Source organism: Rhizobium sp. BK376, assembly GCF_004341625.1.
Taxonomy (GTDB): domain Bacteria; phylum Pseudomonadota; class Alphaproteobacteria; order Rhizobiales; family Rhizobiaceae; genus Rhizobium.
The window spans coordinates 440,797-462,880 of record NZ_SLZG01000003.1 but is presented as its reverse complement, the minus strand read 5'-3'; the positions used below and the strand labels follow the sequence as shown (position 1 = coordinate 462,880).

19 protein-coding genes are annotated in these 22,084 nt (G+C 60.8%); 5 read left to right on the top strand and 14 right to left on the bottom strand.

The window, feature by feature from the left end:
- Positions 1 to 57: 57 nt before the first annotated feature.
- Positions 58 to 933 carry an SMP-30/gluconolactonase/LRE family protein gene (locus tag EV561_RS10650; RefSeq protein ID WP_132521089.1) on the bottom strand — a complete coding sequence of 292 codons (876 nt, stop codon included), beginning with the start codon at positions 931 to 933 and terminating at the stop codon, positions 58 to 60.
- Positions 934 to 1,173: 240 nt separating this feature from the next.
- Here EV561_RS10650 and EV561_RS10645 point away from each other — a divergent pair, with 240 nt between their 5' ends.
- Positions 1,174 to 3,243, top strand: a complete 2,070-nt coding sequence (locus EV561_RS10645) for an ATP-dependent helicase (RefSeq protein WP_132521087.1) — start codon at positions 1,174 to 1,176, stop codon at positions 3,241 to 3,243.
- A 109-nt stretch (positions 3,244 to 3,352) separates the two neighbouring features.
- Here the strand turns inward: EV561_RS10645 and EV561_RS10640 are convergent, their stop codons facing one another.
- Positions 3,353 to 4,513, bottom strand: a complete 1,161-nt coding sequence (locus EV561_RS10640) for an alkene reductase (RefSeq protein ID WP_132521085.1) — start codon at positions 4,511 to 4,513, stop codon at positions 3,353 to 3,355.
- 84 nt (positions 4,514 to 4,597) lie between these two features.
- Between EV561_RS10640 and EV561_RS10635 the strand changes: the two genes are divergently transcribed.
- The 3 genes from EV561_RS10635 (at position 4,598) to EV561_RS10625 (ending at position 6,778) form a co-directional block, all read left to right on the top strand.
- Positions 4,598 to 4,975 (top strand): helix-turn-helix domain-containing protein, encoded by a 378-nt coding sequence (locus tag EV561_RS10635; RefSeq protein ID WP_132521083.1) that lies wholly within the window; start codon positions 4,598 to 4,600, stop codon positions 4,973 to 4,975.
- Between the two features lie 194 nt (positions 4,976 to 5,169).
- The gene (locus EV561_RS10630) at positions 5,170 to 6,396 is read left to right on the top strand and encodes an alpha-D-ribose 1-methylphosphonate 5-triphosphate diphosphatase (RefSeq protein ID WP_132521081.1); all 1,227 of its coding nucleotides are present in this window, start codon (positions 5,170 to 5,172) and stop codon (positions 6,394 to 6,396) included.
- A 202-nt stretch (positions 6,397 to 6,598) separates the two neighbouring features.
- Positions 6,599 to 6,778 carry a hypothetical protein gene (locus tag EV561_RS10625; RefSeq protein ID WP_207910513.1) on the top strand — a complete coding sequence of 60 codons (180 nt, stop codon included), beginning with the start codon at positions 6,599 to 6,601 and terminating at the stop codon, positions 6,776 to 6,778.
- Between the two features lie 488 nt (positions 6,779 to 7,266).
- Here the strand turns inward: EV561_RS10625 and mmsB are convergent, their stop codons facing one another.
- From mmsB to EV561_RS10585, 8 genes are all read right to left on the bottom strand, one after another.
- Positions 7,267 to 8,148, bottom strand: a complete 882-nt coding sequence (mmsB, locus tag EV561_RS10620) for a 3-hydroxyisobutyrate dehydrogenase (RefSeq protein WP_132521077.1) — start codon at positions 8,146 to 8,148, stop codon at positions 7,267 to 7,269.
- Entirely contained in the window at positions 8,145 to 9,242 is a 1,098-nt protein-coding gene (locus EV561_RS10615) for an enoyl-CoA hydratase/isomerase family protein (protein WP_245512642.1), read from the bottom strand. The genes mmsB and EV561_RS10615 overlap by 4 nt, the downstream gene beginning before the upstream one ends.
- A gap of 93 nt (positions 9,243 to 9,335) precedes the next feature.
- Positions 9,336 to 10,931: a GMC family oxidoreductase N-terminal domain-containing protein gene (locus EV561_RS10610; RefSeq protein ID WP_132521654.1), complete on the bottom strand. Its 1,596-nt coding sequence runs from the start codon at positions 10,929 to 10,931 to the stop codon at positions 9,336 to 9,338.
- Positions 10,932 to 10,950: 19 nt separating this feature from the next.
- Positions 10,951 to 11,943, bottom strand: a complete 993-nt coding sequence (locus EV561_RS10605) for a branched-chain amino acid ABC transporter permease (RefSeq protein ID WP_132521075.1) — start codon at positions 11,941 to 11,943, stop codon at positions 10,951 to 10,953.
- A gap of 1 nt (position 11,944) precedes the next feature.
- Positions 11,945 to 12,832: a branched-chain amino acid ABC transporter permease gene (locus tag EV561_RS10600; protein ID WP_132521073.1), complete on the bottom strand. Its 888-nt coding sequence runs from the start codon at positions 12,830 to 12,832 to the stop codon at positions 11,945 to 11,947.
- A gap of 249 nt (positions 12,833 to 13,081) precedes the next feature.
- Entirely contained in the window at positions 13,082 to 13,783 is a 702-nt protein-coding gene (locus tag EV561_RS10595) for an ABC transporter ATP-binding protein (RefSeq protein WP_132521071.1), read from the bottom strand.
- A gap of 1 nt (position 13,784) precedes the next feature.
- Entirely contained in the window at positions 13,785 to 14,567 is a 783-nt protein-coding gene (locus tag EV561_RS10590) for an ABC transporter ATP-binding protein (RefSeq protein ID WP_132521069.1), read from the bottom strand.
- An 8-nt stretch (positions 14,568 to 14,575) separates the two neighbouring features.
- Positions 14,576 to 15,784: an ABC transporter substrate-binding protein gene (locus EV561_RS10585; RefSeq protein ID WP_132521067.1), complete on the bottom strand. Its 1,209-nt coding sequence runs from the start codon at positions 15,782 to 15,784 to the stop codon at positions 14,576 to 14,578.
- Positions 15,785 to 15,957: 173 nt separating this feature from the next.
- Between EV561_RS10585 and EV561_RS10580 the strand changes: the two genes are divergently transcribed.
- Positions 15,958 to 16,887 (top strand): LysR family transcriptional regulator, encoded by a 930-nt coding sequence (locus EV561_RS10580; protein ID WP_132521065.1) that lies wholly within the window; start codon positions 15,958 to 15,960, stop codon positions 16,885 to 16,887.
- On the opposite strand, the gene EV561_RS10575 is transcribed toward EV561_RS10580, so the two are convergent.
- From EV561_RS10575 to mscL, 4 genes are all read right to left on the bottom strand, one after another.
- Positions 16,884 to 18,845: an EAL domain-containing protein gene (locus EV561_RS10575; RefSeq protein WP_132521063.1), complete on the bottom strand. Its 1,962-nt coding sequence runs from the start codon at positions 18,843 to 18,845 to the stop codon at positions 16,884 to 16,886. The two genes, EV561_RS10580 and EV561_RS10575, sit on opposite strands and share 4 nt — an antisense overlap.
- 211 nt (positions 18,846 to 19,056) lie before the next feature.
- Positions 19,057 to 20,091, bottom strand: coding sequence for a UDP-glucose 4-epimerase GalE (galE, locus tag EV561_RS10570; protein WP_132521061.1), 1,035 nt, complete (start codon positions 20,089 to 20,091; stop codon positions 19,057 to 19,059).
- 223 nt (positions 20,092 to 20,314) lie between these two features.
- Positions 20,315 to 21,481 carry a pyridoxal phosphate-dependent aminotransferase gene (locus EV561_RS10565; RefSeq protein ID WP_132521059.1) on the bottom strand — a complete coding sequence of 389 codons (1,167 nt, stop codon included), beginning with the start codon at positions 21,479 to 21,481 and terminating at the stop codon, positions 20,315 to 20,317.
- A gap of 127 nt (positions 21,482 to 21,608) precedes the next feature.
- Positions 21,609 to 22,043, bottom strand: a complete 435-nt coding sequence (mscL, locus tag EV561_RS10560; protein WP_132521057.1) for a large conductance mechanosensitive channel protein MscL — start codon at positions 22,041 to 22,043, stop codon at positions 21,609 to 21,611.
- Between the last annotated feature and the right edge of the window lie 41 nt (positions 22,044 to 22,084).

Genomic DNA, 22,084 nt, shown 5'->3' with positions numbered 1-22,084 from the left:
TTGATGAGAATGGCGTGCCCGGCATCCGGGCACGCTCCTCCGGCTTCTCGCCGGGTGTCAGTCCAGGGAAGGCATGTGCAACGGCAAGCCCGGACGGGGTACAGGAATTCGCTCGATCGCGCCGTGCTCCTGTTCCGTGATGACGGCGTATTTGCCGTCAGGCGCAAAAGCGATATTGCCTGGCCGCGCGCCGTTGGTCCTGATGTGACCAATCATCTTACCGCTTTGATCGACTAGCGAAATTTCCCCCTGCCCATACATGGCGCAATAGAGAATTCCGTTGCGGTCGAAGGCTATGCCGCATGGCCCCTTCAACTGATCCGTGATTGGCGATTGCAGCAGATGGGCAAATACTTCCTGCCGTCCGCCAACGATCTGGCGATAGATATTTCCCGTCAGCGTCTCGCTGTAATACAGCAGCCCTTCCGCATCGAAGGCGATGCCATTAGCGAGCAGGAGGCCCGTCGCTAGGACCCTCAGCACCCGTCCTTCAATCGGATCGATCTGGTAGACACGGCCATTATAGGAAGCATCGATGAAATCGGCTCTGATATCCGTGCCGTCCACAAGGTCGGAAACGCGGACACCCGAATCCGTCAGGTAAAGCAGGCCGTCGGGACCGAAGGCAAGGCCGTGGGGAAAAAGAAACGGGCCGTCGGCAGCCCCCTCGATGGTCTGCAGAACCTGGCCTTCGGGCGATATTTTCACGACGGAATTTTCAGGGCCGCCGGCCACCCAGAAGCAGCCGTCACCATCCACCGCAAGCCCGGACGGTCTGCCACCCGGGCGACAGATTTCGCGCAGGGAACCGTCATTTTCAATGAGAGACAAGCTACGGCGACTGTCTTCCAGCTCAACGAAAGCGATACGTCCATCCAGCAGCGCGACCGGCCCCTCGGGCTGGCGCAGTCCAACTGCGATAGTGTCGTTCATGCGGAAGCGTCCCTTGCGGTCGACAGTCCAACGGAATGTAAGGCTATCCTGTCCAAGTCGCGTTGTAAACGTATGTAATTCCCCCTCACGTTCCATTGTTGCGCCGCGTCAAACCACGCGGCCTTCTTGACAGCTTTGATTATTCTGGAACATTCGTCGAACATTCCTATGCACTAAAGGGCTGATTCGCTTTTCTGCGGCTTCCATCGGGGTCGACCATCCAGCCGGTCAGGAGAAATGATGAGCGCGGCCTACCTGGAAAAATTGAACCCGGAACAGCGCATGGCTGTCGAGCACGGCACCGGGATCGAGGGGCAGCATGTTGCCGGACCGCTGCTGGTCATCGCCGGTGCAGGTTCGGGCAAGACCAATACGCTCGCCCACCGCGTCGCGCACCTGATCCTCAAGGGCGCCGATCCACGCCGCATCCTGCTGATGACCTTTTCCCGCCGCGCGGCTGCCGAGATGGGACGGCGCGTCGAGCGGATCTGTGCACAGGTGCTCGGACCGAATGCCGGCATCATGGCCGATGCGCTCTCCTGGAGCGGCACTTTCCACGGCATCGGAGCGCGGCTGCTGCGCGACTATGCCGAACAGATCGGTCTCGACCCCGCCTTTACCATCCATGACCGGGAAGACAGCGCCGATCTCATGAACCTTGCGCGGCACGATCTCGGCTTCTCCAAGACGGAAAGCCGTTTCCCCACGAAGGGAACGTGCCTCGCCATCTACTCGCGCGCCGTCAATTCGGAAGCGGCGTTGGAAGAGATCCTGCGCCATGCCTTTCCCTGGTGCGCCACCTGGGAAAAGCAGCTTCGCGATCTCTTCGCCGCCTATGTCGAGGCCAAGCAGGCTCAGAACATTCTCGATTACGACGACCTGCTGCTCTACTGGTCGCACATGATGCAGGAGCCGCTGATCGCAGAGGATATCGGCGGCCGCTTCGATCACGTCATGGTCGATGAGTATCAGGACACGAACCGGCTACAATCCTCGATCCTGATGGCGCTGAAGCCTGATGGCCAGGGCCTGACCGTCGTCGGTGACGACGCGCAGTCGATCTATTCGTTCCGTGCGGCAACGGTGCGCAACATCCTCGATTTTCCGACCTCGTTCACGCCTGCGGCCAATGTCGTGACGCTCGATCGCAACTACCGCTCGACGCAGCCGATCCTGGCTGCCGCCAATGCCGTCATCGACCTTGCCTCGGAACGCTTCACCAAAAACCTGCGCACCGAGCGGCAGTCGGCCGAGCGGCCACGACTGGTGACGGTGCGCGACGAGACGGACCAGGCGCGCTATGTCGCCGACATGGTGCTCGATCACCGCGAGGAAGGCATCCGGCTGAAACAACAGGCCGTGCTTTTCCGCGCATCGCATCACAGCGGGCCGCTGGAAGTGGAGCTCACTCGCCGCAATATTCCCTTCGTCAAATTCGGCGGCTTGAAATTCCTCGACAGCGCTCATGTGAAGGACATGCTGGCCGCGTTGCGCTTTGCCCAGAACCCGCGCGACCGCGTCGCCGGCTTCCGGCTGATGCAGCTGCTGCCGGGCGTAGGCCCCTCGACAGCCCAGCGCGTCCTCGATCGCATGGGCGAAGAGCCGAGCCCGCTTGCGGCTCTGTCAGATATTCCCGCTCCACCACGCACGGGCGACGACTGGGCTGCCTTCGTTTCGACCCTGCAGGAGGTGAAGAGTGGCAAGGCCGGCTGGCCGGCGGAAATCGGGCTGGTGCGGCAATGGTATGAGCCGCATCTGGAGCGCATGCACGAGGATGCTTCAACGCGGCTTGCCGACCTGATCCAGCTGGAGCAGATCGCCGCCGGCTATGCCTCGCGCGAACGCTTCCTCACCGAGCTGACACTCGACCCGCCCGACGCCACCAGCGACCAGGCCGGCGTTCCGCTGCTCGACGAGGACTACCTCATCCTCTCGACCATCCATTCCGCCAAGGGCCAGGAATGGACAAAGGTCTTCATGCTCAACGTCGTCGACGGCTGCATCCCGGCCGATCTCGCGGTCGGCTCGTCCAGCGAGATCGAGGAAGAGAGGCGGCTGCTCTATGTCGCGATGACGCGGGCAAAGGACAGCCTGCACCTTGTTGCTCCGCAGCGTTTCTTCACCCACGGGCAGAATGCGCAGGGAGACCGGCATGTCTACGCCTCACGCACCCGCTTCATTCCTGCCACGCTGCTGCAATTCTTCGAGGTCTGCGGTTGGCCGAAGGTCAGCTCAGAATCCGCTGCGATTGCCCAGGCACGCCAGGTCCGCGTCGATGTCGGCGCCCGCATGCGGGGCATGTGGCGGTAGCCGCTAAGGTGCGAACCCCTAAGCAGAGCAGGGATTCGCCAGCAAATACCGCTGATCAGCAGGCGTCGGCAAAGTTATCCTGCACCGAACGCCCGCACGATCCCTGCGGTCAGGCTGCGCCCTGTACGGCGCTATCGCTCGAATATACGGGGAAGTCCGTGAAACCCACCTCCCCGCGCCGGGTGTAGTAGCTCGACCGATCCGCCACGGCCAACGGCCAGCCATGCCTAAGACGCTCGGCGAGATCCGGGTTTGCGATATAAGGCCTGCCGAAGGCGATCATGTCCACCAGACCGGTGCCCAGCGCGTCCTCAGCCTGCTCGCGGCTGGTGAAGCCGCCGCACCAGATGATTGTGCCCGGAAACGCCGCCCGAACCTTGGCAAGCACGGCGTGGTCGATGTGGTGCTTTTCGAACTCGGCAGTCTCCATATTGCCCGTGGGCATCAGTTCGTAGAGCAGGTGAATGTATGCGACACCACGGCGACCCAGTTGCTCGGAAACGTAGAGCAGTGTCTCCTCGGCGAGAGGGTCCTCGGGCATGGAGTTGAAATAGCCGAAGGGTGAGAGGCGAACGCCAACTCGCCCGGGACCCAGCTCACGCACCGCCGCGTCGACAACTTCCATCAGGAACCGCGTGCGATCCTCCACGCTACCGCCTCCGTAGCGGTCAGTGCGCGTGTTGAGGGCCGAGTTCATAAACTGCTCCAACAAATAGCCGTTGGCTGCATGCAGTTCGACCCCGTCGAAACCGGCACGGCGCGCGTTGGCGAAGGCCTGAGCAAAGGTACCCACCAGGGCCGATACTTCTTCCGTTTCGAGACGTCGCGGCTTGCCTGCGCGCATGTAGCCCAACTTGCCCTCGGCATCGTGGGCAAACACATCCGAATTCTCGGCCGGCTGCTCGGTCACGCCCCAAGGGGCTTCGCCGTTTGGCATGAGCGACGGATGCGCCATTCTGCCAACATGCCATATCTGTGAAAATATCGTGCCGCCTTTGCGATGCACTTCATCGGTCACCAGACGCCAGCCCTGTATTTGAGCATCCGTATAGAGGCCGGGCGTCTTGGCGTAGCCTTTGCTGGATGGTGCAACGTCGGCTACCTCAGCGACAATCAGGCCAGCGCCGGCCCTTTGCCCATAATAAGTGGCCATCAATGCATTCGGGACGTCGCCATCGGATGTCCGCGTGCGGGTCATGGGCGGCATGACGATACGGTTCTTCAGCTGAACGATACCGCCCAGCCATTGAGATTCGAACAGGCTCACCATAAATACTCCTTCGGTTATTGCCGGTCGAAGATTTATCTATTGGCGGCTATCCCAATCTACACACGCTTTGGTCAGTGGTGACACATGAACATCATCAAGAGACTGCCGGGCTTGCCGGTCGAGCGCACGCTGGGTGTCATCTCCGGGCGCTGGAAGGCGGTTCTGCTTTACACACTGCTGGATGGCCCGCAACGCACCTGCGAGCTTGAGACGCGCATTGCAGGCATTTCCCAGAAAGTCCTGATTGAGCAGCTGCGAGTGCTCGAGGAACATGGGATGGTGAGCCGACAGCCTTCTGCCGGCAGTTCTCAAGGCATCGAATACCTGCTCACCCCGCTTGGCGAAAGTTTGCGGCCTATCCTTGATTCACTCATCGCATGGGGAGCCCATCACGCCAAGGAACTCGATGAGGTCGACAGGCTTCTGCCGTGCGAGGCTGTCGTGCGAGATCGTGTGATCTGACGGCCATCGCTATCCGGTCCGTGAGCCGGTGAAGGCTTGGCCGTCACGCCGGTGGTAGAACATCAAAATAAGGCGCGTGCCTCTGCGTCACCTTCTCAAATCTGTCATATCGGCTGGGTAGAAGCAGCCCGCGGCGCGCAGCCTGTCGTGGGACTTGGCTGCTGCGCCTCTTCTTTTTTGCGGGAACGAGACAGATGCAGAACAATTCGGCAGTGATCATCGAGGGCGCGACCGTGGTGTTCGGCGACCGTCTGGAACCCGCTTCCGTTCGCATCGAAAATGGCCGGATCACAGCGATCGACGGTGCCCGCGACGGAGCTGATATTGTCGACGGACGTGGCCATCTCCTTGCCCCGGCTTTCGTGGATATTCATGGCGACGCGTTCGAACGGCAGGTCATGCCGCGTCCCGGCACCATGCTCCCAGTTGCCCCCGCGCTGCTCGAAACGGACCGCCAGCTTGCCGCCAACGGCATTGCGACCGCCTACCACGCCCTGACGCTGAGCTGGGAGCCGGGGCTTCGGTCGGTGGAAAACGGTTATGCCATCGTCCGCGCGCTCGACGCGCTGGCCCCGCGGCTGACCGTGGACAATCGCGTGCAGCTGCGCTGGGAAACCTTCTGCTTCGAGGCTATCGACCTTATCCGCGAGGCGCTTGCCGGTCCGCGCAAGCCGTCGATTGCCTTCAACGACCATACATCGATGGTGATGCTGCATCCCTCTGTACCGTTGCAGGAACGGCCGTTCGACTTCGATCCGGCCTTCCCGACGGTCGATCCCGAAACGCCTGCATTTGCGGAGAAGATGACGGAACGCGCCAAGCGGGCAAAGATCCCGGTATCCGACATGGTCGCGCTCGTCCGCAGCATGTGGGAGCGCCGGTCGCAGGTGCCTGCTGCGATCGAGGAAGTCGCGGCCCTTGGCCAGGCCGTCGACGCGCCGATGTTGTCGCATGACGACAGCCAGATCGAAACCCGTGATTTCTTCCGCGTCCGGGGCGCGCGGATCAGCGAATTCCCGATGAACAAGAGGGTGGCGCAGGCCGCCCGCGACGCTGGCGACTTCATCGTCTTCGGCGCGCCGAACGCGACGCGCGGCGGTAGCCACATCGCTTCGATCGGTGCCGCCGACATGATCCGCGAGGGCCTCTGCGACATTCTCGCATCGGACTATTATTACCCGGCGATGCTGCTCGGCCTGGCGAGGCTCAAGGCCGATGCCGTGGCACCGCTCCATGCGCTCTGGCAGCTCGTTTCCGGCAATCCGGCGCGCGCGTTGGGGCTTTCCGATCGTGGCGTGATCGAAGTCGGCAAGCGGGCGGATCTCGTATTGGTCGATTGGCCGGACGGCGCTGTCCCCGCGGTGCGTCGCACCTGGGTCGCCGGCCGGGAAGCCTATCGCGCCGCTCCAGCGGGCCATTGAAGCGACAGGAAGTCGCATTGCGCATGACATTTTCCCGGCTTCGGCGCCGGCTCGTTCGGATTACGTTCATGTAAAACGGATAAACTAACCGCAGATTGTCACTAGACCGCTCAAAAGACTGGGCGATCCCTGCAGAATGGCCGAACTCCCAATCAAACCGGCCTTCCATTCGTCGGGCATCTGTCTGACGAAGGAGATGAAGATGGAATATGAAGAAGACTTGAAGCTCGAACGGCGGCGTTATTTTCAAAAGGCGATTCTGGCCGTTTTCATTTGCGCAGCACTTGCTGCACTCGGTGCCTGGCTTATCCAGCCTCAATCGGCCTCGGCAACTGCGCCCCTGTCCTTCGCGCAGCCGGTGGATTCGACCGTTTCGGTCTAGGCTTTCTTGCGACGGTCTGACCCGGTCAATTCGCCGTATGGTTCGACGCAACCGGCGACACGCTTCGCCCGGTGACCAGGGCGCTGGGCAGATTTTCGCATATGATCCCGGCCAGCGCGATTGCTGACACAAGAGCAATCACTGTTCCCCACGACTGCCGGCGGAAGGGCAGTGGCCACAGGGATCGAGAGACTTCTGGATCGTAAAGCATTTCGTCCGCCCCCTCCATATTCACGCGAAAGCCATGATCATCGACGCGATCGTTCCGAGGCAGATCAGGATCACGATCGCTTTCTCTGTTTTGGCGTCCATCATCGTTCTTAGCTTACGTCCGGTGAATTTGGATTGTCTAGTACCCTGATGGACAATATCTGGTAACGAAATCCGTGGCGACTGGCCGCTTTGCTAATTTCAGCGGGTTACGGAGCAAATATTTGCGCGATGGCCGACATCGCCGGCGAGCGCCTTTGCCGCCCTCGCGCCGCTCCTTAAATCCGCTCCCGAAACATCTCGATGATGGCGGAGAAATCACGCGCGCCATTGCCCTGTTTCTCGAACAGGGAGAAAAGCTGTGCAGCCTCGGCACCCAATGGCGTGGCCGCGCCGCTCGATAGGGCCGCCTCCTGCGCCAGCCGAAGATCCTTGAGCATCAGCGCCGCCGCAAAGCCGGGCCTATAGGAATTGTTGGCCGGCGAGGTCGGAACCGGGCCTGGAACCGGGCAATAGGTAATGATCGACCAGCATTGGCCCGAGGAGGTCGAGGCGACGTCGAACAGCGCCTGATGCGAGAGCCCGAGCTTCTCGCCGAGCACGAAGGCCTCGCAGACGCCGATCATCGAGATACCGAGGATCATGTTATTGCAGATCTTCGCCGCCTGGCCGGCGCCCGCGTCTCCGCAATGGACGATCTTCTTGCCCATGGCTTCCAGAAGCGGTTTGGCGCGCGCAAAGCTTTCCTCCGAACCGCCGGCCATGAAGGTGAGTGTCGCAGCGGTGGCGCCGCCCGTGCCGCCTGAGACCGGGGCGTCCAGCGAAAGGCATCCCGCCTGTTTGGCCATGGCGTGAGCCTGCCGGGCGCTGTCGACATCGATCGTCGAGCAATCGATGACAAGCGTGTCCTTGGCCGGCGAGCGGGTGATATCGCCCCAGACAGTCAGGACCTGCGCGCCTTTCTGCAGCATGGTGATCACGACCTCCGCATCGGCAATCGCGTCAGTCAGCATATTGGCGGGCTTCACGCCGGATTTTTCGGCAGCGGCCAGCATGTCGTGGGAAAGGTCGAAACCGGTGACGGTATGGCCCGCCTTGACGAGATTGGCGGCCATGGGCCCGCCCATATTGCCGAGACCGATGAATGCGATCCGTGTCATGATGGATTTTCCTTCCCGTCCTGATTCTCAAAAAGCTTAGGCTTCTGCGCAAAGAAGCGATCGATCGTCGCCTCATCCACCTTTGCGAGGCTGGCGGGAGACCATTTCGGATTGCGGTCCTTGTCGATGACGGCCGCGCGGATGCCTTCGTAGAAATCCGGGCTGTGCAGGACCTGCAGGCAAGCGCCGAGTTCGCGCTCCAGGCATGTGGCAAGGCTCTTGCTCCTGCGCCCGGCCCGCAGCAGCCGCAGCGTCAGCTTCAGGCTGGTCGGCGAACGGGTGGCGATGACCTTCAAAGTATCCTGGGCAAAAGCCTCTGGGGCCATGGCGAGAGCCGCCAATATTTCTTCGACCCTGTCATGGGCAAAAGCAGCATCGATCAGCGCCCTGGCGTTGGCAAGCTTCCCATCTGCGGGTTCGCCTGACCTGCCGGCGATGACATCATGCACATGCGCTGCAGAAGCGTCCGACGGCAGGTCGCCGATCGCGGCAACCAGATCGGTCAGGCCGGATGATGCCACGCAATGGTCGGCAAGGCCGGCATAGATGGCGTCGGCCGCATTGATGTCGAGGCCCGTTAACGCCATCCAGGTCCCGAGTTCTCCCCGCGTGCGCGGCAGCAGCCAGGTTGCACCGACATCGGGAAAATAGCCGATGCCTGTTTCCGGCATGGCGAGCCTGGTCCGCTCGGTGACGACGCGGTGACTGCCATGGGAAGAAAGACCGACGCCGCCGCCCATGGTGATGCCGTCCATCAGCGCGACATAGGGTTTGGGATAATGGGCGATCGCATGGTTCAATCGAAATTCCGCCCGCCAGAATGAGCTCGCATCGCCGGTGCCATCGCGGCCGCTGACGTGAAGTGCGCGGATGTCACCTCCGGCGCAGAAGCCGCGCCCGCCTTCGCCCATGATGACGACGCTGGCAATCGTGTTGTCCGTCGCGAACGCCCGCAGGGCAGCAGTGATCGCCTCGACCATCGGCAATGTGAGGCTGTTCAGCGCCTTCGGCCGGTTGAGGCGGATGACGCCCGCTGACCCGCTGCGTTCGATGATGATGTCTTCGGTGCCCGATTCCGTAAGTGACATCTGCATTCAAAGCTCCGTTTTATGTCCGACGCCCCGCTTACCCAAGGACATGTTTACCCAAGGAGATGGGCCTTCCATAGTATCTGTCCAGCGCCGGGCTCAACGATTGTCGGCCAGGATCATTTCGGCTGCCTTCTCTGCGATCATGATCGTCGGCGAATTGGTGTTGCCCGAGGTGATTGATGGCATGACCGAGGCATCGGCGATCCTGAGCCGCGCCAAAGCCCGCAGTCTCAGCCTGATATCGACGACACTCTGCGGGTCGTTGCCCATGCGGCAGGTACCAACCGGGTGGAAAATCGTCGTGCCGATATCGCCGGCGGCGCGCTCCAGATCGGCTTCGCTCTGGTAGGAGGGGCCGGGCTTGAACTCTTCCGGCTTGAAGCGGGCGAAGGAAGGCTGGGAGACGATCTTTCGCGTCAGCCGGATGGAACGCACAGCGATCTCGCGGTCGCGGGACGTTGAAAGGTATTTCGGGCTGATCGTCGGCTGGGCGGCAAAATCGGGGCTCGCCAGATGTACCGAGCCGCGGCTTTCCGGCCTCAGGTTGCAGACGCTGGCCGTGATTGCCGGAAAGGAATGGAGAGGGTCGCCGAACTTGTCGAGCGAGACCGGCTGCACGTGATATTGCAGGTCGGGGGTTTCCTTGTCGGGGCCAGAGCGGGTGAAGATGCCGAGCTGGCTCGGGGCCATCGCCATCGGGCCGGAGCGGCGCATGAGATATTCGAGCCCGATCGCCGCCTTGCCGATCAACTTCGTTGCCTTCTCGTTCAAAGTCGGCACACCTGTGACCTTGTAGGCCATGCGCAATTGCAGGTGATCCTGCAGATTCTCGCCGACGGCCTTGACCTCGCGCACGACATCGATGCCGGCCGCGCTGAGCACGTCGCCGCGACCGATGCCGGAGAGTTCCAGAATATGCGGCGAGCCGATCGAGCCGGCAGAAAGCACGGTTTCCTTATCCGCGTAGGCACGCTTGGCGGTGCCGTCGTGCTGGAATTCGACGCCAGTCACGATGCCTTCCTCGACCAGCAGACGGCGTGCCTGCGCCTTGGTCAGGACGGTCAGGTTCTCTCGCTTGATTGCCGGCCGCAGGAAGGCCTTGGCGGTGTTCCAGCGGATGCCGGAGCGCTGGTTAACGTCGAAATAGCCAGACCCTTCATTGTTGCCACGGTTGAAATCCGCGGTTTCAGGAATGCCCGCCTCGCGCGCCGCCGCCTGGAAGGCATCGAGAACGGCCCAGGTGACGCGCGCTTTCTCGACGCGCCACTCGCCGCCCGTCCCGTGCATCTCGTCCTTGCCCCTGTAGTGATCCTCCGAGCGGGTGAAATAGGGCAGCACGTCGTCCCAGCCCCAGCCGGTGCAGCCGAGTTGGCGCCAGAGATCATAGTCCCGCGCCTGGCCGCGCATGTAGATCATGCCGTTGATCGAGGAGCAGCCGCCGAGCACCTTGCCGCGCGGATAGTTCAACGCCCGGCCATTCAGTCCTGCTTCCGGCGCCGTCGTGAAGCACCAGTCTGTCCGCGGATTGTTGATGCAATAGAGATAGCCGACCGGAATGTGGATCCAGTGATAGTTATCGTTGCCGCCGGCTTCGAGGAGCAGGACGCGGTTGTTGCGGTCCTCGGATAGGCGGTTGGCGAGCACGCAACCGGCGCTGCCGGCCCCGATGATGATGTAGTCGAAGCGATCCATTTTTCCGCCGTTCACCGCCTCATCGACGATATTCAAACCCCAGCTTCCGTCCGAGACGCGAGGCGTAGAACTCACCGATGACGCCGCGGCGGAAGAGCAGGACGCAAACCATGAAGACGATGCCCGTGATGATCGTCACCGGGAATTCCGAGGTGGCGAGATAGTTTTCCAGCGTGACGACGAAGGCCGCCCCGAAGAGCGGGCCGATCAGCGTGCCGATGCCGCCGAGCAGGGTCATAAGAATGACCTCGCCGGACATCTGCCAGGCAACGTCGGTGAGCGTTGCGAACTGGAACACCAATGCCTTGACCGCACCTGCCAGGCCGGCCAGCGCCGCCGACATCACGAAGGCGCCGAGCTTGTAGCGCACCACTGAATAGCCGAGCGAAATGGCCCGCGGCTCGTTCTCGCGGATCGATTTCAGGATCATGCCGAAGGGGGAATTGATGAAGCGCCAGATGATCAGCACGCCAATAATGAAGACGGCGAGCACGAAGTAATACATCGTATTGGTGTTGCTGAGATCGATGACGCCGAAAAGATGACCGCGCGGGACCGACTGAATGCCATCCTCGCCCTCGGTGAATTTCGCCTGCAGGCAGAAGAAGGAAAACATCTGCGCCAGGGCCAGTGTGATCATGGCAAAGTAGATGCCCTGCCGGCGGATGGCGAGGAAGCCCATGACAAGGCCGAGCACGGCCGCACCCGCCACACCCGTCAATATGCCGAGCTCCGGCGGAAAGCCCCAGGATTTCACCGTATAGGCGGTGAAATAGGCCGCGCCGCCGAAGAAGGTCGCGTGGCCGAAGGAGAGCAGGCCGGTATAGCCGAGCAGCAGATTGAAGGCGCAGGCAAAGAGCGCGAAGCACAGGAGCTTCATCAGGAAGATCGGGTAGACGAAGAAGGGCGCCAGCAGAAGCAGCAACAGGCCGATGACCAGGAAGCCGGCCTGAACCGACATGGCCGTGCGGCGGCGTTCCTTCGATTTGATCGTATGGGTCATCTCAGCCATATTAAGCATCCCGCCCGAAGAGACCCGCGGGCCTGAGGAGAAGCACGATCGCCATGATGACGAAGATAACGATATTCGAGGCTTCGGGATAGAAGACCTTTGTCAGTCCCTCGGCAATGCCGAGAAGATAGCCCGTCACGATCGCCCCCATGATCGAACCCATGCCGCCGACCACCACGACGGCGAAGACGACGATGATGATGTTCGATCCCATCAGCGGCGACACCTGATAGATCGGCGCCGCCAACACGCCCGCGAAAGCGGCGAGTGCCACGCCCAACCCATAGGTCAGGGTCAGAAGAACAGGCACGTTGACGCCGAAGACCTGAACGAGGACGGCATTTTCAGTGGCAGCGCGCAGATAGGCGCCGAGCTTGGTCTTCTCGATCAAAAGCCATGTACCGATGCACACGACTAGCGAGACGATAACGACCCAGCCGCGATAGATGGGCAGGAACATGAAGCCGAGATTGACGGCGCCGGTGAGTGCTGCGGGCGGTGCGTAGGGCTGCCCCGAAGCGCCATAGAGATAGCGGAAGGTGCCCTCGATCGTGAGCGCCAGGCCGAAGGTGAAGAGGAGGCCATAGAGCGGGTCGAGATCGTACAGCCTCCGCAGGAACAGCCGCTCGACGACCGCACCGAGGATGCCGACGATGAGCGGTGCGAGGATCAGCGAGGGCCAGTAGCCGATGCCGGTATAGGCAAGCAGCAGATAGGCCGCGAAGGCGCCGAGCATATATTGCGCACCATGGGCGAAATTGATCACCCGCAGCAGGCCGAAGATGATGGCAAGGCCGAGGCTCAGCAGCGCGTAGAAGGAGCCGTTGATGAGACCGATCAGGAGCTGGCCCAGGAAGGCTTGAAGGGGGATGCCGAAGATTATGGTCATGGGGTGCGGGTCTCCCATTCTCTTCTTGGAGATCGCGGATATGTCCTTAAGACCCCTTCTGGCCTGCCGGCCCCGGGGTCGAGCCACCGGTCTCGACCCGTCCTTCGGACCCCCACAAGGGGGGAGAAGACTCGTAGCACCGCCTTGCCCCAATCACGGCTTGAACAATGGGGCACCAAAGCCCCTCCCCCTTGTGGGGAGGGGTTGGGGAGGGGTCTTTTGTCAAAAAAATCCAGAGCCCTCATCCCCCTACACCCCCAGAACCTTGTGCAGCATCCCCATCCGTTCCGGCAGTTCGCCGACCGGGAATTCGGCGACCATCTGGCCGTGGTCCATGAGGTAGAAGCGATCGGCGATGCGGCTGGCAAAGCGGAAATTCTGCTCGACGAGGAGAATGGTCATGCCCCGCTCCTTAAGCTTCTTGAGCACCTCGCCGATGCGCTGGACGATGACGGGCGCAAGGCCCTCGGTCGGCTCATCGAGCAGGAGACAGCGCACGCCTGTGCGCAGGATACGCGCCATGGCGAGCATCTGTTGCTCGCCGCCCGAGAGTTTGGTGCCAGTGCTGTTGCGGCGTTCGTAGAGATTGGGGAAGAGTTCGTAGATTTCATCGAGCGTCATGCCACCCTTCGCCACAACAGGCGGCAGCATCAGGTTTTCCGAGACGCTGAGGGTGGAGAAGATGCCGCGTTCTTCCGGCACGAAACCGATGCCGCGATGCGCGGTCTTGTGCAGCGGCACCTGCATCATGTCGGCTCCGTCAAAGCTGATCGTGCCCTTTCGGGAGCGGATGATGCCGACGATGGTGCGCAGCGTCGTCGTCTTGCCGACGCCATTGCGGCCGAGGATGGTGATCGTCTCACCCTGGCCTACCTTCATGTCGACTCCGTGCAGCACGTGGCTTTCGCCGTACCAGGCATTGAGGCCCTGGATTTCGAGAAGCGTCGTCATCTCACGTCTCCTCCGTGCCCATATAGGCCTCGCGGACACGCGCGTCGTTGCTGACGGTGGCGTAATTGCCCGCGGCAAGGATCTCGCCCCGCTGCAGCACGGTCACGTGATGGCAGATATTGGAGACGACGGAGAGATTGTGTTCGACCATCAGGACGGCGCGATCCTTTGCGACGTCGCGGATGATGCCCGATACGACGCTCACATCTTCCTGTCCCATGCCGGCCATGGGCTCGTCGAGGAGCAGCACCTTCGGGTCGAGCGCCAGCGTGGTGGCGATCTCCAGCACGCGCTTGCGACCGTAGGAGAGATCGGCGGCCACTGCATTACGCTCCTTGGTCAGCCCGACGACGCCAAGAAGTTGGTCCGCCCGATCGTTGAGGCTTTCGAGCGCTGCGAGTGGCCGCCAGAACTGGTGGGCCAGATTGTTGGGCCGCTGGAGCGCGACGCGCACATTGTCCAGCACCGTCAGATGCGGGAAGACCGCCGATATCTGAAAGGAGCGCACGAGGCCCATGCGCGCCACTTTGTCGGGCGGGGTTTTGGTAATATCCGTTCCCATCAAGGTGATCGTGCCGTGGGTCGGCTGCAGGAATTTGGTGAGGAGGTTGAAGACCGTCGTCTTGCCGGCACCGTTCGGCCCGATCAGCGCGTGGACGCTCGCATCGTGCACATCGAGATCGACATTCCTGACAGCGGTGAAGCCACCGAAATCGCGTCTCAGGCCGCGGGCGGACAAGACCACCCGCGGTTCCCTGTTGTTGTTGGCCGCAGAGACAGCCATCGCAGCGATCAGCCGTGGACCAGCGGGCAGCCGCTCTTGGCGGGATCGATATAGGCATCCTTGCCGGGGATCGTGGCGAGCACGTTGTAGTAATCCCAGGGTGCCTTGCTTTCTTCAGGCTTCTTGACCTGCAGCAGGTACATGTCGTGGATCATGCGACCGTTCGGGCCGACCTTGCCGCCGCGACCGAAGAAATCGTCGACCGGCATTTCGTGCAGTTCCTTGGCGACAGCTTCGGTGTCATCCGTCCCGGCCTTCTGGATCGCTTTCAGATATTGCGTCACGGCGGAATAGGTGCCTGCGTGGACCATGTTGGGCATCTTGCCGGTACGTTCGAAGAAGCGCTTGCCGAATTCGCGGCTCTTGTCGTCGAGGTTCCAGTAGTAGCCCTCGGTCAAGGTCAGCCCTTGCGCTGCCTGCAGGCCAAGGCCGTGAACTTCAGCCAAGGTGAAGAGGAGAGCCGCCAGATGCTGGCCTCCCTGGGTAATGCCGAATTCGGCCGCCTGCTTGATGGCATTCGATGTGTCGAGGCCGGCATTGGCAAGGCCGATCACCTTGGCGCCGGAGGATTGTGCCTGCAACAGGAAGGAAGAGAAGTCGCTGGTCGACAGCGGGTGGCGGACGGAGCCGACGATCGTGCCGCCGTTTGCCTTGACGAAATCGCTCGTCTGCTGCTCCAGCGAATAACCGAAGGCATAGTCGGCGGTCAGGAAGAACCAGCTGTTGCCGCCCTGCTTGACCATGGCGCCGCCGGTGCCGACTGCAAGCGCATGCGTGTCGTAGGCCCAGTGGAAGCCGTAGGGAGTGCAGGCCTTGCCGGTGAGGTCAGTAGTGGCAGCGCCTGTGTTGATGGTGATCTTCTTCTCATCCTTGGAGAGCGCCTGCACGGCAAGGCCAACGGAAGAGGTGGTCAGTTCCATGATCGCGTCGACATGATCCTGATCATACCACTGGCGTGCAATGTTGGAGGCTAGGTCCGGCTTGTTCTGATGGTCGGCATCGACGATCTCGATCGGGGCACCAAGCACCTTGCCGCCGAAATCCTCGACCGCCATCTTGGCAGCCTCGACCGAAGACTTGCCGCCGAAATCGGCGTAGACACCCGACTGGTCGTTCAGGATGCCAATCTTGACCACGTTGTCGGAGATGCCGGCGGCGAAAGCAGCGGTGCTGCCGGCCAGCAGAAATGCCAGGGACGCGATGATGTTCTTTCGCATTACTTCTCTCCTCCCAGAGATTTGGCAGATTGCGAATCTGTTCAGAATTGACCAGCCGTTCTCCTCAAAACGACTTTTCAGAATATTACGATCAAGGAAATCGCGCGTTGACGCAAGCATAGTTTGCAATTAATTCCAAACAGGGTCTGTTCATTTTTGAACAGAGGAGGAGCATGAACGGGTCGCAGCATTTCACCTGGGACGATCTGCAATTCTTTCTCGCCGTGGCGCGGACGGGGCAGCTTTCGACCGCTGCGCGGCAATTGCGCAGCAGTCATGCCACCGTCTCCCGGCGCATCGACCGGCTGGAGTTCGCACTCAAGGTCAAGCTCTTCGAACGCAATCCGCGCGGCTATGTGCTGACCAGCATGGGCCAGCGATTTGTCGATACCGCCGAGCGGATGGAGCAGGAAACCGAGCGGCTTCAGGCCGATCTGGCGGCGGGCTCCACCACACAGCGCGGTGTCGTGCGCATCAGCGCGCCGGAGGGATTTTCCAACTTCTTCTTTGCGACGATTTTGCAGGATTTCAACGCGCGCTATCCCAACATTGCGCTCGAGCTCGTGACGATCCAGCAGATCATGTCCCTGTCCCGCAAGGAGGCCGATCTCGGCGTGGTGCTCGACGAGCCAAAGGGTGGCCCCTATTTCGTGGAGAAGCTCACCGACTACCATCTACAAGTCTATGGATCGCGGGACTATCTGGCCGTCAATCCACCTGTGACCTGTCGCGAAGATCTGCTCGATCATCCCTTCATCGGCTACATCGAAGACATGATCTTTGCGCCGGGGCTCGACTATCTCGGCGACATACATCCGCGCATCCGGCCGCAATTCCAGAGTTCCAGCATCTTTGCGCAATTGACGGCAACGCGAAACGGGCTCGGCCTATGTGTTCTGCCCTACTTCATCGCCGACGGATACCCTGACCTGCAGATGGTGCTGCCCGGTGAGGTCGATCTGAAGCGGCACTACTGGATCACCTGTCATCGCGATCTGAGGCATGTGCCGCGTGTCAGGGCAGTGATCGATTTTCTGGTGGAAGCGGTGGAACGCAATGCCCCGGCCTTCCTCGGCCGGGCTTCGGCAATCCTGCCCGACTAAGCGTTGACGGCCTTGGGCAGCATCGTGCCGGCCTCGTTCTGCCGCACGAATTCGATTGCGCGGTCGAGGGACAGGGGCCGGGAGAAATGATAGCCCTGCGCCAGCCGAACGCCTGACGCATAGAGGGCCTTGGCGATCTCGGCCGTCTCGACGCCTTCAGCCACCGACGCGATGCCGAGATTGTGGCAGAGGTCAGCGACGGACCTTGTGATGTTCATGCAGCGCATGTCTTGCTCGAACTGCATGACGAAGCTCTTGTCGATCTTGATCTTGTCGAATTCCAGCCGATGGATGTGGCTGAGGCTTGAAAAGCCGGTGCCGAAGTCATCGAGCGCGATGGTGATGCCGGCTGAACGCAGCATGCCGATCACTTCATAGGCCGTATCGAAATCCGACAGCAGCGCCGTTTCGGTGATCTCGAACTCGATGCGCCTCGGATCGACCGTCGCGGCATTGATCATGGCCAGCAGCGCCATGGATGTCTCCTGGTCGCAGATATCGCGTGCCGAGAGGTTGAAAGACAGGCGAACCGGAGCAGGGATGACGGCGAGCGCCTGAAGCGCCTGCGCAAACAGCGTGCGGGTCATCTTGCCGATGACGGCGGTACGCTCGGCCGCCGGAATGAAGGCATCCGGGCTGATGCGGCCGAACCGAGCGCTGTCCCAGCGGGCGAGCGCTTCCAGGCCAACAACGCGGCCATCGGCAAGGTCGACGATCGGCTGATATTCGAGCTTCAGTTCCCTGGCGAAATCATCGCCCTGCAATTCCAGCTCGATGAGGTGGCGCTGCTTCAGGATCGTTTCGAGATCGTCCGAGAAGAATTCGACGCCACCGTTCCGCTTGTTCTTGACCTGATAAAGCGCCAGATCCGCCTTTTCATAGAGTTCTTCTACGGTATGGCCGCCACCCTCGGGATAGACGATGCCGCATGAGCCGGAGACGCGGATCGAGCCGCCGGGAACCTCATAGGCCTGCCGCAGGGCGGCGCAGAGCGCGTGCCCCCTGTCGGAAACGTCATCGCGGCTCATATCCCGCGGAAAGATCACGCCGAATTCGTCGCCGCCGAGGCGTGCGACCGTGCCATGGCTGCCGATCAGCGCCTGGAAGCGCGCGGCCGTTTCCTTCAGCACCTGATCGCCGGCGGCATGGCCGAACACATCGTTGACCGGCTTGAAGCCATCGAGATCGACGAGGCCGACGATCGGCGCCTGGTCGGGATGCGCTTCGAGGAGGATCTGCAGCTCGCGGAAGAAGCTGCGGCGGTTGGCAAGGCCTGTCAGCTGGTCATGCAGCGCATTCCTGCTGTTGACCAGGTTCAGGCGCTCGGCCTCCTTCTGCTTCTCCTCCAGCTCTTCCGTCAGCCGGACGAGACCGGAAAAATTCTGGAAATAGCTGTTGATCACGCGAATGAAGGGATAGGCGAGAAACATGACGCTCAGGGCTGTCGCCTGGAAGACCGGATTGCCGGAAAACATGAAAACCACCACCATCATCGAGAAGGTGATAGCCGTCGTCACGAAGGCCGCGGCCGGCAGATGCATGAGACAGAAGATGCAGGATATGCCTGTGACAACAAGAAAATAGGCAATCTGTCCCTGCTGAAACGGGTTGCCGTACTGGTAAAGCGCGATCGCCCAGCCGCCGAAACCAACAGTCAGAACGCCTGAGACGTAGATGGTCCGCCGCATCACCTTGTAGGCGCGTTCGGCATCAAGACGGCCCTTGCCGTTCATCTGCCACCAGATGATGCGGAACACGCAAACAACGCTCAGCGCAACCGGGATATCGAGTGCCAGCCAAAGCGGTGCTGCATGAATATGGGTAATCGCGACGGATAGCGCGTTGATCACGAGGAGAACGTAGAGAATAGGAATCTGTGCCGACAGGGCGTCGTACTGAGCCAACAGGAACTTCGGGTTGTCCTTCTGCAAACGCAGACCTGAAAGCAGACTTTTCATGGTTTCCCTCTCTCGATAATCATGAAACCACGGAAAACTTGATTTTCAGTTATTTTTCAGGAGTAAAAATTTACACAACCGGCACGTCTTTGAATATATTATCTTCCGCGACAGGGAAGTTCTCTATTATTTACACATCTGCAAAACTTCTTTTCTCAAATTAATACTCAGCAATATCTATACTTCAAACAACAATGGCGTCTGGCCTCACTCAGGCATTTGCGGCTGCAAGGACCTTCTCTGCGCCGCCAAGATCGAAGTTCGAACGATGGGCAAGATAGTTTTCCCAGGCGAGCGACGATCTGACGATCGTTTCCATGCAATTGAATTTCGGCGTCCATCCAAGCTCGCGGCGAGCGAGCGAAGCATCTGCCACGACACAGGCAGCATCGCCCGGCCGACGCGGCGCCATGTGGATCTTGAAGGCACGACCGTGCACGCGGGTGACCATGTTCAAGACGTCAAGCACCGACCAGCCCATGCCATAGCCGCAATTGGCAACGAGCGAATGACCGCCGCCACGCAAGCGCTGCAAAGCTTTCAGATGGGCATCGGTCAGATCGGTGACGTGGATATAGTCGCGCACGCCCGTGCCATCATGGGTCGGATAGTTGGTTCCGTAAATCTCGACCTGCCTGCGCCTGCCGAGAGCGGCCTCGCAAGCGACTTTCACGAGATGGGTCGCGCCGTCGGTGGACTGTCCGGTGCGACCCTTGGGATCGGCGCCGGCAACGTTGAAATAGCGCAGCGTGACATGATTGAAATCATAGGCTGCCGCAGCGTCCCGCAGCATCATTTCCGACATGAGCTTGGACTGGCCATAAGGGCTTTCGGGACGGAGCGGCGCTGCTTCCTGAACCGGTTCGCAGGAGGCCTGGGGACCATAGACGGCCGCCGTCGACGAAAAGACGAAATTGCGGATGCCGGCCTTGATGGCAGAGCCCATGAGCGAGCGCGTCTTGACCGTGTTGTTTTCATAATAGGCCAGCGGATCGGCAATGGATTCAGGCACGACAGCGGAGCCGGCAAAATGAATGATGGAATCGATGTCGTTTTCCGCAAATATCCGCTGCATCAAGGCTTCGTCTGCAACGTCACCAAGATAGAAGCGCGCAGCCGGGGCGACCGCCCAGCGAAAGCCGGTCGAAAGCCGATCGACGACGACAACCTGCTCGCCGGCATCCAGCAAGGCCCAGACCATGTGACTGCCAATATAGCCGGCGCCGCCTGTTACCAATACCGCCATTCTTCGCACCCCTGCCTACTCGTACGGGAAGCATATGAGGCCCGCTTTCTTTCAGATTTGACTATCAAAGGGCGCTTTGCACTCCTTCGGAACACAAAGATTACTTGCGTGGTTAGCCCCTCATTTCGACAATTATTCAAGTTTTATCGATCTGCTCTTTCGGCAGCAAAAAGCCCGGCACGGAGCCGGGCTTTGGATCTGCTACGGCAAGTTGTCCAGTCGGTCAGAGACGCTTGATATAGTCGCTCAGGCGTTCGGCTGCGTCGGCGATCTGGCCCGGGTTGCGCAGGAAACAGGCGCGCAGGAAGGCTTCGCCGCCCTCGCCGAAGGCCGTTCCCGGGGCGAGCCCGACACCTGTCTTGTCCACGATGTCGATCGCTGCCTTGCGGCTGTCGACGATGCCGTCGACCTTCAAGAAGGCATAGAGCGCGCCTTCCGGCTTCAGCGTCTCGACCCTGTTGGTGGCGATGAGCGTGTCGCAAAGGATATCGCGCGAGCGGGTCGCCCTTTCGATGTTGGAGCGGACGAAATCGTCGCCTTCGTTCAGCGCGGCAACGGCACCTTTCTGCATGAACTGGGCGACACCCGATGTCGAATATTGCACCAGGTTTTCGATGACCTGCCCCGTCTCCGGCGGCGCCACGATCCAGCCGACCCGCCAGCCGGTCATCGACCAGTTCTTCGAGAAGGAGTTGACGAAGAGGATACGATCATCCGCCTCCTTGACATCGAGGAAGGAGGGCGCGCGGCCGCCGCCGTAATAGTAAAGTGCGTAGATCTCGTCGGCCATGATCCAGAGCCCGTGCTTGCGGGCAAGCGCAAGCATATCCGAGAGGTCTTGGCGCGTCGCGGTCCAGCCGGTTGGGTTCGACGGCGTATTGATGAACATGCCCTTCGTCTTCGGCGTGATTGCTGCCTCGAGCCGTTCGAGGTCCAGCGTCCATTTGCCGTTTTCGAACTGGAGCGGCACGCCGACGCGGCGGGCGCCCGATATCTCCAGCGCTGCGGCAATATTCGGCCAGGCGGGGGTCAGATAGATCATCTCATCACCTGGCGAGGTGATCGCCTGGACCGAGAGCTGAATTGCCTGCATGCCCGAGCCGGTCACATAGAAATGCTCTGGCGACAGAGAGACGTCGAAATGCCGGACGTAGTAGTCCGAGAGCGCCTGGCGAAGCTCGGGAATGCCGCGCTGCCAAGTATAGAACGTCTCGCCGGCAGCAAGTGCCGCCATGGCAGCATTGTTGATGAAATCAGGCGTCGAAAGGTCGCCCTCGCCGGCCCACAGCGGCAGAAGGCCGTCGCGGCCGCGGGCATAGTTCATCACTTCCACGATCCCGCTTTCGGGCGCGGCAAGCGCGCGCGGGCTCAGGCTGGTCAATATCGACATGCAAAGTCTCCGGTTTTCGCCTTCATAAAACAGTTTAGAGGGCAAATCCCATGACTTTGACTTAGCCAAACATCGATTTCTGTGATGAATGACGCTCTGCCTCTGCGATCAAGGCTTATGCAAGACCTCAGACTGCCGGGCGCTTGGCCAAGAGATCGCGGATTTCCGTGAGAAGCGCGACATCAGCCGGCGGCGGGGCGGCCTCGGCAGCCTTTTCCTCATGCCGTTCGACCTGCTTGCGCAGCGTATTCACGCCCTTGACCATCATGAAGATGATCCAGGCGAGGATCAGGAAGTTGATTACGACAGTCAGGAAGCTGCCATAGGCGAAGACGGCGCCCTGGGCGCGGGCTGCAGCGAGCGACGGCGCGTTCACCGCCGATGAAAGCGGAATGAAATAGTTCGAAAAATCAAAGCCGCCGAAGACAGCGCCGACGACCGGCATGATGATGTCGTCAACCAGCGATTTGACGATGCCGCCGAAGGCGCCGCCGATGATCACACCGACGGCGAGATCCATGACGTTGCCGCGGGCGATGAAGGCCTTGAACTCATTGAGCATCGAATAGTCCCCTTTGCGTTGCCGTTGAACATGCCTTTGAA

Excerpts from the sequence above, each read along its gene's own strand:
- EV561_RS10650 (WP_132521089.1), bottom strand. The coding sequence starts at position 933 with ATGAACGACACTATCGCAGTTGGACTGCGCCAGCCCGAGGGGCCGGTC.
- EV561_RS10645 (WP_132521087.1), top strand. The coding sequence starts at position 1,174 with ATGAGCGCGGCCTACCTGGAAAAATTGAACCCGGAACAGCGCATGGCT.
- EV561_RS10640 (WP_132521085.1), bottom strand. The coding sequence starts at position 4,513 with ATGGTGAGCCTGTTCGAATCTCAATGGCTGGGCGGTATCGTTCAGCTG.
- EV561_RS10635 (WP_132521083.1), top strand. The coding sequence starts at position 4,598 with ATGAACATCATCAAGAGACTGCCGGGCTTGCCGGTCGAGCGCACGCTG.
- EV561_RS10630 (WP_132521081.1), top strand. The coding sequence starts at position 5,170 with ATGCAGAACAATTCGGCAGTGATCATCGAGGGCGCGACCGTGGTGTTC.
- EV561_RS10625 (WP_207910513.1), top strand. The coding sequence starts at position 6,599 with ATGGAATATGAAGAAGACTTGAAGCTCGAACGGCGGCGTTATTTTCAA.
- mmsB (WP_132521077.1), bottom strand. The coding sequence starts at position 8,148 with ATGACACGGATCGCATTCATCGGTCTCGGCAATATGGGCGGGCCCATG.
- EV561_RS10615 (WP_245512642.1), bottom strand. The coding sequence starts at position 9,242 with ATGCAGATGTCACTTACGGAATCGGGCACCGAAGACATCATCATCGAA.
- EV561_RS10610 (WP_132521654.1), bottom strand. The coding sequence starts at position 10,931 with ATGGATCGCTTCGACTACATCATCATCGGGGCCGGCAGCGCCGGTTGC.
- EV561_RS10605 (WP_132521075.1), bottom strand. The coding sequence starts at position 11,943 with ATGGCTGAGATGACCCATACGATCAAATCGAAGGAACGCCGCCGCACG.
- EV561_RS10600 (WP_132521073.1), bottom strand. The coding sequence starts at position 12,832 with ATGACCATAATCTTCGGCATCCCCCTTCAAGCCTTCCTGGGCCAGCTC.
- EV561_RS10595 (WP_132521071.1), bottom strand. The coding sequence starts at position 13,783 with ATGACGACGCTTCTCGAAATCCAGGGCCTCAATGCCTGGTACGGCGAA.
- EV561_RS10590 (WP_132521069.1), bottom strand. The coding sequence starts at position 14,567 with ATGGCTGTCTCTGCGGCCAACAACAACAGGGAACCGCGGGTGGTCTTG.
- EV561_RS10585 (WP_132521067.1), bottom strand. The coding sequence starts at position 15,784 with ATGCGAAAGAACATCATCGCGTCCCTGGCATTTCTGCTGGCCGGCAGC.
- EV561_RS10580 (WP_132521065.1), top strand. The coding sequence starts at position 15,958 with ATGAACGGGTCGCAGCATTTCACCTGGGACGATCTGCAATTCTTTCTC.
- EV561_RS10575 (WP_132521063.1), bottom strand. The coding sequence starts at position 18,845 with ATGAAAAGTCTGCTTTCAGGTCTGCGTTTGCAGAAGGACAACCCGAAG.
- galE (WP_132521061.1), bottom strand. The coding sequence starts at position 20,091 with ATGGCGGTATTGGTAACAGGCGGCGCCGGCTATATTGGCAGTCACATG.
- EV561_RS10565 (WP_132521059.1), bottom strand. The coding sequence starts at position 21,481 with ATGTCGATATTGACCAGCCTGAGCCCGCGCGCGCTTGCCGCGCCCGAA.
- mscL (WP_132521057.1), bottom strand. The coding sequence starts at position 22,043 with ATGCTCAATGAGTTCAAGGCCTTCATCGCCCGCGGCAACGTCATGGAT.